The organism is Bacillus cereus group sp. N31 (assembly GCF_016483245.1).
GTDB lineage: Bacteria > Bacillota > Bacilli > Bacillales > Bacillaceae_G > Bacillus_A > Bacillus_A toyonensis.
The window spans coordinates 1-14,495 of the sequence record NZ_JAEHCH010000007.1 but is presented as its reverse complement, the minus strand read 5'-3'; the positions used below and the strand labels follow the sequence as shown (position 1 = coordinate 14,495).

Below are 14,495 nucleotides of genomic sequence, written 5' to 3'. Positions count from 1 at the left end.
TTTCATGTTGTCACATCAATGTAACAAAAGGATTTTAAACTACATCTAGAGGTGAAAACATGAATACGCATCATGTAAAAAAAGAACAAAAAAAATCAATCTTCAAGAAACTTATTATAAGTTTCATAAGTATAGTAATGATTCCAGTAAGCTTGTATTTCTATGCGACAGAAATAGAACGAAAACTAATAACAGTTACGTGGAATGAAATAGAAGCCCCGACGATTCCTAAAGAGTTTAATAATAAAAAAATATTGCAATTCTCAGATGTACATTTAGGACCAGAGTTTACATTGAAACAACTAGAAAATTTGGTGGAGAAGATGAATGAATTGCATCCAGATATAGTAGTTTTCACAGGGGATTTAATAGATAAGTTTGGATCTTATAGTGCGGAAAAAGATGAAGCGAAGGTTATTTTGCAGAAAATTAATGCTCCCTTAGGGAAATATGCTGTGTTTGGGAATCATGATAGGGGCGGGGGGGGGAGTGTGTTTTATAAAAAGTATATGGAGGAAGCTGGTTTTTCTGTATTAGTAAATGAAGTGCAGAAAATTAAAGTGGGAAACGGCAAATATATTACAATATCAGGTTTGGATGATTTCTTATTAGGGAAGCCGCAAATAGACGCGACTTTAAAACATGTAAGGCAACAAGATTTCAATATGCTATTAGTACATGAGCCGGATGTTGTAGACAAAGTAGCTTGTTATCCAGTTGATTTTCAAGTTTCAGGGCATAGTCACGGAGGACAAGTTCAAATTCCTTTTATAGGTCCATTAATTACTACAAAATTAGCTGAGAGCTATGTTGAAGGTATGTATGAATTAGAAGGGAAGAATAAGCCGTTACATTTATACGTAAATCGAGGTATTGGGACAACCCGAATGCCGGTTAGATTTTGGAGTGTACCTGAACTTTCAGTATTTGTGTTGAAGCAAAATAGTAATTAGACGATTCTAGAATAGTAGGAGGACTTTCAGAGAAAGTTCTCCTTTTTATTGATTAAATACAGAATGTTATGTAAATTAAATTTAAAGTGTTAAAAAAGAAAGGGGAATTTCTATGATAGAAACATGGCATAAAGAGTTGGAAAGTTTGTATAACCAAATGGTTTCGTGGCGAAGAGATTTTCATCAATACCCAGAGCTATCGTTTCAAGAAATAGAAACACCGAAAAAAATAGCTGCAATCTTAAAAAGTTTTCATATTGATGTGAAAACAGATGTCGGGGGAAGAGGAATCATCGGCGTAATTGAAGGTGGGAAATCTGGGAAGACAATCGCGTTGCGTGCTGATTTTGATGCACTACCTATTCAAGATGAAAAGAAAGTTTCATATAAATCAAAGGTTCCGGGCGTAATGCACGCTTGTGGCCATGATGGACATACAGCAACACTTTTAGGAGTTGCAAAAATATTAAGTGATCATAGAGACCAACTTTCTGGAAAAATAGTTCTTATACACCAACATGCAGAAGAGAAAGAGCCTGGCGGGGCTATCGCTATGATTGAGGATGGTTGTTTAGAAGGAGTAGATGTTGTTTTTGGTACGCATGTATCTTCTCAAATGCCTGTAGGAATTGTTGGTGCGAAAGCAGGAGCAATGATGGCGGCAGCTGATTCTTTTGAGGTGAAGGTTCAAGGGCGAGGTGGTCACGGAGGTATGCCACATCATACTGTAGATGCTATTATTGTTGCAACACAAATTATTAACCAGTTGCAACTGTTAGTTAGTAGAAAAGTCGATCCACTTCAATCCGTAGTTTTAACAGTTGGTACATTCCATGCTGGTCAAGCGGATAATATTATTGCGGATACTGCTACGTTTACAGGAACCATTCGAACGTTAGATCCTGAAGTAAGAGAATATATGGAGAAGGAATTTAGACGAGTTGTTGAGGGGATTTGTCAGTCTCTTCAGGCTGAAGTTAATATTCAATATAAACGTGGCTATCCAATATTAATAAATCATGTAGAGGAAACGAGTCATTTTATGGAGGTTGCAGAACGTGATCTTGGAAGAGAAAGGGTCATTGAAGTGCCGCCGATTATGGGTGGTGAAGATTTTGCATACTACTTAGAGCATGTTCCAGGAGCATTTTTCTTCACAGGTGCGGGTAATGAAGAAATAGGAGCAACATATCCACATCATCATCCTCAATTTGATTTTGATGAACGTGCAATGTTAGTTGGTGGGAAGTTACTTTTAAGTCTCGTAAATAGCTATTTACGAAATGGAGATGAATCTCTTCGTACTGTAGATATGGATGTGAAAAAGTAATTTACATAAATAAAAAACAGCAATAGGTTACTTTATATAACCTATTGCTGTTTTTTATTATTTTTGCAAAGGAATAGCATCAAAATATGTTCTGTAGTTATTGGAGAATTCAAAGTTGTTTTTTGCATCCCAATTAATGGACCAAGACATTAGACCACGAAATGCAGGGTAGCCATTTTGATTAGAAAGCTTATACTTCCCTCCGAAAGGAACGCCTTTAATGATATAATCTAAAGATTTTTTCATTTCAGTTGGAGAAATATACCCGCCACTTGGAGCTGCTGCTGGTGCCGCTGGAAGTCCAATCATTACTTGATCTGAACGAAGAGCGGGGAAAATATTATTTGGATTACCGCCTACAGGAAAGCCATGTAAGAGCATATCTGCCATCGCGACCTCGTAGTCTGCGGTTCCTTGATTATAATTATTACCGTCCATCCCAATGCCGCTACCAGCATTATAGTGTTGAACGTGAATATAAGTTAGTTTGTCTTTCACTCCGTAAATAATTGGTAAATATGCACCCCATATGCTTCCATATGCGCTATACCCGCCTTGAACATAAGCTGTTTCAGGGGCCATGCTTAATAGGAAATCTGGACCGTAATGGTCTGAAATCGTTCGAATTGCTGAGATAAGATTCACGATTTGAGGAGTTGTTGGGTTTTTAAAATTAGTGTCATTGCCGTTTAAGTAAATACCTGATTCAAGGTCAATATCTATTCCATCAAAACCGTATTTATCGATTAGAGATTGTATGGAATTAATAAAACGTTGTTTAGCGGCATTGTCAGGAAGTAAAACGACTCCATTTTGTCCACCTATTGAAAGAACTACTTTTTTTCCTTTACTTTTTAAATAGGAAATATCAGATTTGAACTCTGCATCTGTACCATACACAGGGGAAAATTCAACAGTGGAACGATCACCACCAGTTTCACCGAAAGATACATTTATTACATCCCATTTTGGTGAAACATCTTTTAATTTAATAATGCCAGTACCGTTATCAAAGTTATGCCAATATCCAACGAGTAATTTTGATCCTAAATTGTTTGCTGCTTTTGTTTGGAAGGGGGCTAGCGGTAGCAGTAAGAAAATTACTAACATACAACAAATGAATTTGAACTTGTTTAACATATCAACACTCCTATACAAAAAGTTGTCTAGATGTATAATCTTGTTTCTTTAATGATATCTGAAAATTTTATCTTTTGTTAGGTTTAATAATTTTCTCAACAATTGTGTATGGAAAATTATTAAACCTAATGTAATAATTTATGAAGGAGGTGGATTTATAATTTTTAAATTCAGAATATTTTGATATATTAAGAAATGTAAGACAAGGTTTTTTGCATAATACTCTTACATAAATTTCAAAATAAAGTTTGGAAGGGGATGTACAAGATTTGGATAAAAATCTTAAGAAAGACCTAAAAATACGCCACATTACGATGATCTCAATTGGTGGTGTAATAGGGGCTGGTTTGTTTGTTGGAAGTGGTGCAGTTGTACATTCGGCCGGGCCAGGTTCTATCGTTTCATATGCATTAGCAGGACTTCTAGTCATTTTCGTCATGAGAATGTTGGGGGAAATGGCAGCTATTAACCCGACAAGTGGTTCATTTGCAACATATGCACGAGAAGCTATTGGTCTATGGGCGGGGTATACAATTGGGTGGCTATATTGGTTTTTCTGGGTAATTGTTATTGCAATAGAAGCCACAGCAGGTGCTGGTATTATTCAATACTGGATTCCAGACATCCCACTCTGGTTATTAAGCCTAATATTAACGATTTTATTAACGTTGACGAATGTTTTTTCAGTGAAATCATTTGGAGAGTTTGAATATTGGTTTTCTTTTATTAAAGTAATAAGTATCGTCTTATTCCTTTGTCTTGGACTTGCTGTTATTTTAGGATTTGTACCAGGAACGGAAGCACCTGGCACTTCAAATTTAGTAGGACAAGGGGGATTTATGCCAAATGGGATAAGTTCGGTGCTGCTTGGAATTACCGTCGTTATATTTTCATTTATGGGGTCAGAGATTGTAGCAGTAGCGGCTGGTGAGTCTGCTGAGCCTGTAAAAGCAGTAAAAACAGCAACAAATAGTGTAATTTGGCGTATTCTCGTATTTTTCATTGGATCTATTGCTATAGTCGTTACACTCCTTCCGTGGAATTCAGCAAACATACTAAAAAGTCCATTTGTAGCGGTACTTGAACATATAGGAATACCAGCGGCAGCACAAATTATGAATTTTATCGTTTTAACAGCTGTACTCTCTTGTTTAAATTCGGGCTTATATACAAACTCAAGAATGCTTTTTTCGATGGCAGAAAGAGGAGATGCTCCAAAGGTGTTTTTAAAATTGAACAGTAGTGGTGTTCCAGTTCGAGCAGTTTTATTTGGAACTTTCTTCGCTTATATTGGAGTTGTTTTTAGTTACATATCTCCAGATAAAGTATTTTTATTTTTAGTGAATGCTTCTGGTGGGATCGCGTTACTTGTTTATCTCGTTATTGCAGTTTCGCATTTAAAGATGCGTAAAAAAATGGGAAAAGTAGAACAAAGAAATTTGAAAGTGAAAATGTGGCTTTTCCCATATGTAACGTATGTTACAATTGCTGCTATTATAGCAGTTTTAGTTGCAATGCTTGCAATTGAATCTTTGCGTCCACAAGCACTTTTAACGATGCTTGTTACTGTTCTTATAATACTTTCTTATTTTATTTTTAATAGAAATAAAAATAGCACAGTTTTGAAACCTAAAAGTAGAAATGAAGAATCCGTTCGATTCTAATTTATTGTTTTGGAATAGAGTTACACCCAATCATTGCTATAAAAGAATCATATATAAACATAGAAACGAGTAATTACTATTGTCATAGTGAATATAAACTTTTTTCTTGACTTTTTATACGAAGGCGAGCAAAATGGTAAAAAAGGAAGGGGGGGATGATGATGGAAGAGTACGTATTAGAGCTGTATAACCTGTTATATACGACAGAATGGCAAGATATTGTTTCGTTTCTAGGAATAGTATTTTGCATGAAAATTGTAATTGTATATATGGAAGAGCAAGGTATGTTCTATTCCTTCTCATCCCCGTTCGATGTGCAGCGTGAGCCGTTGCTGAACTATGCCAAGGTGAATTACGAACAAATTCCTTTTGTTCTATTCTTTATGATTCGATTTATAACAGCAATTGTAAAGAAGAAAGAAAGTGATGATGAAGAGTGCCACGTAACTTGTAATATAGCTAACGTTTTTTAAGCTAAATACAAGGAGGAGATTTATATGTGGTTTCGATTTCTTATGATTGGTTTCTTTTCATTAACAGCAATTTCATTAATGGGATATCAAGTATCTGAAATTTTTCAAGCATATAGCGATACGTTTTTTAACAAAAACTAATTGCATTGCTATTTGAATAATAAAGCGATAAAATCCTTCTTAAGAAGTTTTATTAAGAAGGATTTTTTTCTTTGTCTTGTCTTACTGTGTCAAACTATTGTCACATTTACACTGTGAATAATATGTTAAAATAGTGAGGTTACGTATACATATTTGAAGGAAGAGGGAGTGACCATTTTGGTGGATCAATCAACAAATCAGAAAAGCTATGCTCCTATTGTGATAACGCTTTCTGTAATTGTAAATGCGATTATTTTATTTTTGTTCTTTGGACCTGTTGGCTATGAAGGAGAAGTACATTTTGATGTAACGATTTTACCAATGTTAAATGCAATTTTTAATAGCTTTACGTTCGTATTCTTATTAGCAGCTTTATACTCTATTATTAAAAAGAATGTGAAAATGCACCGCGGTTTCATTCTTGCGGCATTCACGACGACTTTGCTATTCTGTGTTTCGTATTTATCGTATCATTACTTGGCGCCAGCAACACATTTTGGCGGGGAAGGATTTATTAAATATGTGTACTTCATCATTTTAATTACACATATTATCCTTGCGGCAATTATTGTACCACTTGCATTGTTCGCACTTGTATTTGGTTTTACGAATCAATTAACACGTCACCGTAAAATTGTACGATGGACGATGCCAATTTGGCTATATGTAAGTCTATCTGGTGTTATTGTTTACTTAATGATCTCACCTTATTATCACTAAAAAATCTCAGCCCTAAAGGCTGGGATTTTTTTGTTAAGCAAATATTTTTGTGAAATGAAAAAAATATGGTATACAAAAGTATAGTTGCTTTTTAAATAGAAGGGATGGTAAAAAGATATGCAAAATTTTGTATTTCGTAATCCGACAAAACTTATTTTCGGTAAAGGACAATTAGAGCAGTTAAAAACTGAAATTCCACAGTTCGGTAAAAAAGTTCTTCTCGTATATGGAGGAGGCAGCATTAAAAGAAACGGTATATATGATAATGTAATTTCTATTTTAAAAGATATAAATGCAGAAGTATTTGAATTGACTGGTGTTGAACCGAATCCTCGTGTATCAACAGTAAAAAAAGGGATTCAAATTTGTAAAGAAAATGGTGTCGAATTTATTTTAGCAGTTGGTGGAGGAAGTGTAATCGACTGTACGAAAGCGATTGCCGCTGGTAGTAAGTACGATGGAGATGTATGGGATATTGTAACGAAAAAAGCATTTGCTAGCGAGGCATTACCATTTGGTACTGTACTTACTCTTGCAGCAACAGGATCTGAAATGAATGCAGGCTCGGTAATTACAAACTGGGAAACGAATGAAAAATACGGCTGGGGTAGCCCGGTTACTTTCCCGCAGTTTTCAATCTTAGATCCAGTTCATACTGCGTCTGTACCGAAAGATCAAACAATTTACGGTATGGTAGATATTATGTCACACGTATTAGAGCAATATTTCCATCATGGAACAAATACAGAACTACAAGATCGTTATTGTGAATCTGTTTTAAGAACAGTAATTGAAACAGCTCCTAAGCTTTTAAGTGATCTAGAAAATTATGAGCATAGGGAAACAATTTTATATTGCGGTACTATGGCGTTAAACGGCATTTTAGCAATGGGAGTAAAAGGAGACTGGGCAACTCATAATATTGAGCATGCAGTTTCTGCTGTTCATGATATACCGCACGGCGGCGGCCTTGCAATTCTATTCCCAAATTGGATGAAGCATGTTATAGATGAAAATGTAAGTCGTTTTAAACAGTTCGCTATTCGTGTATTTGATATAGAAACAGATGGCAAAACAGATAAAGAAGTGGCGTTAGAAGGAATTGAGGCACTGCGTCAATTTTGGACTTCAATTGAGGCACCAGTAACATTATCTGATTATACTATTGGAGAAAATGAAATTGATTTAATGGCGGATAAAGCGATGGCTTATGGTGAATTTGGTAACTTTAAAAAATTAAATAAAGATGATGTTTTAAACATATATAAAGCTTCTTTATAAGTGAATCGAGGAAAGAAACCTATTTGATATAACAATCAAATGGGTTCCTTTTTTTGTTGTCTATAACTGTTTTTGATTGTTTTTGATTATTTATGAATGTATGTGGTTGATTTTTGTGATCGTTTTCATTATACTGTAATCAAAGAAGAGGTGAGTAAAATGTTAACTCCTGAACGTCATCAAATGATATTGCAACTTGTAAAAGAACAGAAAGTAGTTAAATTACAGCAATTAGTTGAAAGAACAGAAAGCTCTGAATCAACAATTCGTCGTGATTTAGCACAATTAGAAAAACAAAGGTTATTAAAAAGAGTTCATGGTGGTGCCTCTGTTTTAACAGCAAAGGGACAGGAGCCAACGATGACTGAAAAATCATCCAAAAACATTCAAATAAAACATCAAATTGCTAAGTATGCAGCTACTATTGTGGAACAAGGGGATTGTATTTATTTAGATGCAGGAAGTACAACATTTGAAATGATTCCATTTCTAATAAATAAAGATGTTACTGTCGTGACGAATGGACTTATGCATATTGAAGCTTTAGTTGAAAATAATATTCGTGCGTATTTACTAGGCGGAATGATGAAGAGTAGGACGAAGGCTTTAATTGGTGCGATGGCACAGGAAAGTATGCAGAAGTATCGCTTTGATAAATGTTTTTTAGGAGCGAATGGCGTACATGAACAGTTTGGTTTTACAACACCAGATCCAGAAGAAGCGCTTTTAAAACAAATGGCATTAACATTAGCGAACGAAGGGTATTTCTTAATTGATGAAAGTAAGTTTTCAGAAGTTGCGTTTGCGAAAATTGCCAATGTTGAAGATGCAAATATTATTACAAACCATTTAGAAATTGATTTAGAAAAATATAAAAGACAAACCAATGTAATTGAGGCTGATAAACAATGATCTATACAGTTACTTTAAACCCATCTATTGATTATGTAGTACAAGTTAATTCTTTTGATTTAGGCACAGTAAATCGAGCAGAGAAAGACATGAAGTTTCCTGGAGGAAAAGGGATTAATGTTTCTCGCGTTCTTCATCGTTTAGGTGTTGGAAATGTTGCACTTGGATTTACTGGTGGATTTACTGGTCAGTTTATGCAAGATGTATTACATGATGAAGGTGTAACAACAAATTTCGTCCAAGTAGATGAAGATACTAGAATTAATGTAAAGATAAAAGGGGAAGAAGAAACAGAATTAAATGGACAAGGTCCTATTGTGACAAAAGAGCAGTTCGGACAGTTAATGAACAAAATTGAAAGTATGCAACGTGGAGATTGTGTTGTACTTGCTGGAAGTGTACCGACTTCTATTCCAAATACTTTTTATGAATCAATTGCTGCGTTTGGAGCTGAAAAAGGTATTCGTGTAGTAGTGGATGCAAGTGGAAGTGCACTGCAACATGTAATTAAAAATAAGCCATTTTTAATAAAGCCAAATCATCATGAACTTGGTGAGTTATTTGGAGTGGAGCTTTTAACAGTAGAAGAGATTTTACCGTATGGAAGAAAATTAGTCGAACAAGGTGTAGAGAACGTTATTGTATCAATGGCCGGAGATGGAGCTTTATTATTTACGGCAGAAGGTATATATGAAGCAACTGTTCCAAAAGGTGTTGTTATTAATTCAGTTGGGGCAGGAGATTCTCTCGTTGCTGGATTTGTAGGTAAATACGAACAGACAAAAGATATTGAAAAGGCATTCCAATATGGTGTTGCAACAGGGAGTGCAACAGCATTTTCGGCAGATTTATGTAAAAAGGAAAAAGTAGAAGAATTATTGTCGCAAGTAATTGTAGTTAAGCGATAGGGGGAAGTAACATATGAAAATTACAGAACTATTAAAAAGGGATACAGTCATTATGAATTTGACAGCTTCAAATAAAGAAGCTGTCATAGATGAATTAGTTGAGAAATTAAGTGGGGCAAATCGTTTAAATAGTAAAACGGAATTTAAAGAAGCTATTTTAAAGCGGGAGTCCCAAAGTACGACTGGAATTGGGGAAGGCATTGCCATACCACATGCGAAGACGAAGGCTGTTAAGCAACCGGCGATTTGTTTCGGTAGAAGTGTAAGCGGTATCAATTATGAATCGCTTGACGGACAGCCTGCACATTTATTCTTTATGATTGCTGCAAGTGAAGGAGCAAATAATACACATTTAGAAACGTTGTCCCGTCTTTCTACATTATTAATGGATGAAGGCTTTCGCAAGCAATTATTAGAAGCAAAGGATGAAGAGGAACTTCTTCGCTTATTTGATGAAAAAGAGAATGAAAAAGAAGAAGAAGTTGAAGTAGCGAAACCAGAAGGGGATGAACCATACGTATTAGCTGTTACAGCTTGTCCGACTGGAATCGCTCACACATATATGGCTGCTGATAGTTTGAAAGCGAAAGCGGCAGAGTTAGGGATTGCGATTAAAGTTGAAACGAACGGATCAACAGGTATAAAAAACGGTTTAACGAAAGAGGACATTGGACGTGCAACAGCCATTATCGTTGCGGCAGATAAACAAGTAGAAATGAATCGTTTTGCTGGAAAACATGTCATTCAAGTGCCAGTAGCTGATGGGATTAGAAAAACGGAAAAGCTTCTTAATCGAGCTGTCAAACAAGATGCACCAATCTTTAAAGGTGTAAAAGAGAATGGGAAGTCAGAGAGTATAGAGAAAGAAAAAGGATTAGGAATTTATAAGCATTTAATGAGTGGTGTAAGTAATATGCTTCCGTTCGTTGTTGGCGGTGGCATTTTAATAGCGCTAGCGTTTTCGTTTGGTGGTATAAAGGCGGAAGGTCCATTAGCTGAATTGTTCATGTCTATTGGTGGAGGAAAAACAGGGGCGTTTTTATTCCTTGTACCAATTTTAGCTGGATTTATTGCGAGTTCTATTGCTGATCGTCCTGGTTTTATGCCTGGTGTTGTCGGAGGATTTTTAGCGGCACATGCGAATGCTGGGTTTTTAGGAGGATTAATTGCTGGTTTCTTAGCTGGATATGTTGTTTTAGGATTGAAAAGATTATTTTCAGGATTACCAGCGCAGTTAGAAGGAATTAAACCTGTTTTGTTATATCCAGTCTTTGGATTGTTAATTACAGGAGTTGTAATGCAAAAAGTAGTAAATCCACCTGTAGTAGCATTGAATGAAATGTTAACAGGATGGTTAAATGGTTTGAACGGTACAAATGCTATATTACTAGGTCTTATTTTAGGTGGTATGATGGCAATCGATATGGGTGGTCCAATTAATAAAGCCGCATTTACATTTGGTATTGCTGCAATAGAAGCGCAGAACTTTGGAGTTCACTCTGCTGTTATGGCTGGTGGTATGGTACCGCCACTTGCAATTGCATTTGCAACTACATTCTTTAAAACGAAGTTTACAGAAGCGGAACGTAAATCTGGTTTAACAAATTATATTATGGGAGCATCGTTTATTACAGAAGGTGCAATTCCATTTGCAGCTGCAGATCCGATTCGAGTAATTGTAAGTTGTGTTGTTGGTTCAAGTATTGCAGGCGCGTTATCTATGTTATTCCAAATTACATTACCGGCACCACATGGTGGGTTATTTGTTATAGCATTAGTAAATAAACCGTTGCTATATATTTTCTCTATATTAGTAGGGACAGTTATTTCTGCTCTTATGATGGGAATTTGGAAAAAGAAAGTTAAATAATAAATGAAAAAGGAGTAGCTGCTATAAGCTACTCCTTTTTATTACAAAAAAAGAGATTAATAATTGGAGAATGATGTTTTATGGTAAAAGATGTAATGGAATATGATTTTTTTGTAACAAAACAGTAATACTGTAATTTTTTTTGGAAAAAAATTTTCATGCTTGTATGTGGAAAATATATGAAAAATATTGGGGTTTCTATTGAAAATGCATTTCATTAATGTGGAAATTTATGTTACAACTCGTTAATCGTATATTACGAATGCTTTGTAATTGTGTGATTTCTAAAAAACTAAAAAATCTGTTGCTATAATGAAAATACGAAAACAAAGCAAATGGAGGCTATTCATGAAAAAATTATTAGGTATAGCAACAGCGGCAGTTTTTGGTCTTGGGATTTTTGCAGGTTCTGCGAAAGCAGAAACGATTGTAACAACAGACGTATTAAATGTGAGAGAAAACCCAAATGTAGAGTCAAAGCTTGTAGGTAAAATGTTAAGTGGAAATAAATTAGATGTTATAAATACAGAAAACGGATGGTCGAAAATTAAATTAGACGGTAAAGAAGCATTTGTAAGTGCTGAATTTACTAAAGGTACGTATTATGTAACTGCGAACGTATTAAATATTCGTGCTGGAGCGAATACTGACTCTGAAATTCTTGGTAAATTTAATAAAAATGATTTGATTGAAACGACAAATCAAGTTCAAAATGAATGGTTACAATTCGACTACAATGGAAAAGTTGCATATGTTCACGTACCATTTTTAACAGGAGAAGCACCTGTGATTGAAAAGAAAGAAGTTGTAACGCAAGAAGAACCGGCTAGAGTAAATCCGTCGGTTAAAAATAATACGGCAGTTAAGAGCAAAGAGTCTGTTAAAAATGTAGAATCAAGTAAGCCTGTAGCAAAGGAAAAGCCAGCTGCGAAACCAGTTAAGAAATCTGCTGAAACAAATGCACCTGCTGGCGGTCGTGAAATAACAGTAGAAGCGACGGCGTATACAGCAAATCCAAGTGAGAATGGTACGTATGGTGGTCGTGTGTTAACTGCAATGGGGCATGATTTAACAGCGAATCCAAATATGAAAGTAATTGCTGTTGATCCAAAGGTAATTCCACTTGGATCGAAAGTATGGGTAGAAGGATATGGAGAAGCGATTGCTGGAGATACTGGTGGTGCGATTAAAGGAAATCGCATTGATGTATTAGTGGGCTCAGATGGTAGTGCTAATAGCTGGGGCCGTAAGTCTGTAAAAGTGAAAGTTATACAATAGTGTATATGTATTAATTTAAAAAGCGGTTGCTTACATATTTTCAAGCAACCGCTTTTTATGGATTATTGAAAGGGATAAATAGTTGTACCTGTAAGAATTTTATATGCACTGCAAAATTGAGTCTGCATATACTCTGTATTTTTATTTTCTGGATGTAATGTTGTTTCTTGGAGCGTAGAATGAAAAGAACGTAGCAAACAATTTAGAGCGAAGTATAATTCTTCTTGTGAACAGTTTTGTTCTTTTGTAGCAGTGGCTAAAATGAGGTCTTTTGTTAAAGATGAAAAATTGATGGTAGATTGTTTCATAGTCAACTCATCCTCTCAAAGCTATTTTTTATCATGTGTATGCAGAATTGGACAAACTATGTTCTTTTTTTATATGAAATTTCATGTACCAGAATGAAAGAACTTGCAATCGTACCGTTAAAATTGTTAAGATTGGATATAATCAATAGATGGAGTATATTACATAAAGAGAGTTGAATGATATGGGAGAAATGCAACGCGAAAAGGTTGCTGTCATCATTGGACCAACTGCTGTTGGAAAGACGAAGTTAAGTATTGACCTTGCCAAAGCGTTGAATGGTGAAATTATAAGTGGAGATTCCATGCAGATTTATCGCACGATGGACATTGGAACCGCAAAGGTGACAAAAGAAGAGATGGACGGAATTCCACATTATATGGTCGATATAAAAGATCCGGAAGATTCATTTTCTGTCGCAGAATTTCAAGAACGTGTTCGTAAACATATTCGAGAAATTACAGAGCGGGGTAAATTACCGATTATTGTTGGTGGAACCGGTCTTTATATACAATCTGTTTTATTCGATTATCAGTTTACAGATGATGCTGGTGATGCTATATACCGAGAGAAAATGGAAAAGCTAGCTCAAGAACGTGGTGTGGAATATGTACATGAAAAATTGCAAGAAGTAGATCCAGAAAGCGCGGAGCGTATTCATGCTAATAATGTGCGTCGTGTCATTCGGGCGTTAGAAATTTTCCACACGACGGGCGAAAAAATGAGTGAACAACTCGAAAAACAAGAAAACGAGTTATTATATGATGTTTCACTAATTGGCTTGACAATGGATCGAGAAATGCTATACGATCGCATTAACTTACGAGTGGATTTAATGATGGAACAAGGTTTATTAGAGGAAGTAAAAGGGCTGTATAATCGTGGGATGAGAGATTGTCAATCTATTCAAGCGATTGGGTATAAAGAGGTATATGACTATTTTGAGAATCGTGTCTCTTTAGAAGAAGCGGTATCACAATTAAAGACGAATTCACGTCGTTATGCAAAACGTCAATTAACGTGGTTCCGTAATAAAATGGATGTCACATGGTTTGATGTTACAGATGGTGAAAAAACGTCAGAAATTTTACGATACATAGAAGGAAAGTTACAACTAAAGTCGAATAATAGTAAGTAGAGAAAAAGAGGAGGATTCGACATGAAGCAATCAATCAATATTCAAGATCAGTTTTTAAATCAACTCCGTAAAGAAAATACGTTTGTTACGCTGTACTTATTAAATGGTTTCCAGCTTCGTGGATTAATTAAAGGATTTGATAATTTTACAGTCCTACTGGAAACAGAAGGTAAGCAACAGCTTATTTATAAACATGCAATTTCTACATTCGTACCACAAAAAAATGTTTCGATTGAATTAGAGTAGTAATGAATTATTGTACATAACAAAAAAAGAGCGAGTTTTGAAGTGACCCCTAAAAGTTGACACGGTTATTTCATTAGGCAGCTTGATCCAAATGAGTCCGGTATTGCACCGGGCTCATTTTTAATTTTGCCTTTA

General features: G+C 35.4%; 14 protein-coding genes. 12 read left to right on the top strand and 2 right to left on the bottom strand.

The features are described 5' to 3' along the window. The first annotated feature begins 59 nt into the window (after positions 1–59). Positions 60–953 (top strand): metallophosphoesterase, encoded by an 894-nt coding sequence (locus JDS81_RS11525; protein WP_097953948.1) that lies wholly within the window; start codon positions 60–62, stop codon positions 951–953. Positions 954–1,065: 112 nt separating this feature from the next. Continuing rightward, complete coding sequence (locus JDS81_RS11520) at positions 1,066–2,283, top strand: M20 metallopeptidase family protein (RefSeq protein ID WP_000573505.1); 1,218 nt, start codon at positions 1,066–1,068, stop codon at positions 2,281–2,283. Positions 2,284–2,340: 57 nt separating this feature from the next. Here JDS81_RS11520 and JDS81_RS11515 read toward each other — a convergent pair whose 3' ends face one another. Further along, entirely contained in the window at positions 2,341–3,423 is a 1,083-nt protein-coding gene (locus tag JDS81_RS11515; RefSeq protein ID WP_097955334.1) for a chitinase, read from the bottom strand. 269 nt (positions 3,424–3,692) lie between these two features. Here JDS81_RS11515 and gabP point away from each other — a divergent pair, with 269 nt between their 5' ends. The 8 genes from gabP (at position 3,693) to entD (ending at position 12,670) form a co-directional block, all read left to right on the top strand. Beyond that, the gene (gene gabP, locus JDS81_RS11510; RefSeq protein WP_097955332.1) at positions 3,693–5,087 is read left to right on the top strand and encodes a GABA permease; all 1,395 of its coding nucleotides are present in this window, start codon (positions 3,693–3,695) and stop codon (positions 5,085–5,087) included. 155 nt (positions 5,088–5,242) lie between these two features. Next, entirely contained in the window at positions 5,243–5,560 is a 318-nt protein-coding gene (locus JDS81_RS11505) for a hypothetical protein (RefSeq protein WP_002059902.1), read from the top strand. 318 nt (positions 5,561–5,878) lie between these two features. Next, on the top strand, positions 5,879–6,421 hold the full coding sequence (locus tag JDS81_RS11500; RefSeq protein ID WP_097955331.1) for a DUF420 domain-containing protein: 543 nt from the start codon (positions 5,879–5,881) through the stop codon (positions 6,419–6,421). Between the two features lie 117 nt (positions 6,422–6,538). Further along, a complete protein-coding gene (locus JDS81_RS11495) occupies positions 6,539–7,702 on the top strand; it encodes an iron-containing alcohol dehydrogenase (RefSeq protein ID WP_097955329.1) in 1,164 nt (387 codons plus the stop codon). A 159-nt stretch (positions 7,703–7,861) separates the two neighbouring features. Next, positions 7,862–8,614, top strand: a complete 753-nt coding sequence (locus tag JDS81_RS11490; RefSeq protein WP_000957291.1) for a DeoR/GlpR family DNA-binding transcription regulator — start codon at positions 7,862–7,864, stop codon at positions 8,612–8,614. Further along, positions 8,611–9,522: a 1-phosphofructokinase gene (pfkB, locus tag JDS81_RS11485; RefSeq protein ID WP_000640843.1), complete on the top strand. Its 912-nt coding sequence runs from the start codon at positions 8,611–8,613 to the stop codon at positions 9,520–9,522. Before JDS81_RS11490 ends, pfkB begins: the two co-directional genes overlap by 4 nt. A 13-nt stretch (positions 9,523–9,535) precedes the next feature. After that, a complete protein-coding gene (locus JDS81_RS11480; protein WP_097955328.1) occupies positions 9,536–11,392 on the top strand; it encodes a PTS fructose transporter subunit IIABC in 1,857 nt (618 codons plus the stop codon). Positions 11,393–11,740: 348 nt separating this feature from the next. Beyond that, positions 11,741–12,670 (top strand): cell wall-binding protein EntD, encoded by a 930-nt coding sequence (gene entD, locus JDS81_RS11475; RefSeq protein ID WP_097955326.1) that lies wholly within the window; start codon positions 11,741–11,743, stop codon positions 12,668–12,670. Between the two features lie 62 nt (positions 12,671–12,732). Here entD and JDS81_RS11470 read toward each other — a convergent pair whose 3' ends face one another. After that, positions 12,733–12,978, bottom strand: coding sequence for a hypothetical protein (locus JDS81_RS11470; RefSeq protein ID WP_000814421.1), 246 nt, complete (start codon positions 12,976–12,978; stop codon positions 12,733–12,735). 182 nt (positions 12,979–13,160) lie between these two features. Between JDS81_RS11470 and miaA the strand changes: the two genes are divergently transcribed. Together miaA and hfq are read left to right on the top strand one after the other, a co-directional pair. Beyond that, positions 13,161–14,114, top strand: a complete 954-nt coding sequence (gene miaA, locus JDS81_RS11465) for a tRNA (adenosine(37)-N6)-dimethylallyltransferase MiaA (protein ID WP_000504364.1) — start codon at positions 13,161–13,163, stop codon at positions 14,112–14,114. A gap of 21 nt (positions 14,115–14,135) precedes the next feature. Continuing rightward, positions 14,136–14,360 carry an RNA chaperone Hfq gene (hfq, locus tag JDS81_RS11460; protein WP_000813896.1) on the top strand — a complete coding sequence of 75 codons (225 nt, stop codon included), beginning with the start codon at positions 14,136–14,138 and terminating at the stop codon, positions 14,358–14,360. The last annotated feature ends 135 nt before the right edge of the window (positions 14,361–14,495 follow it).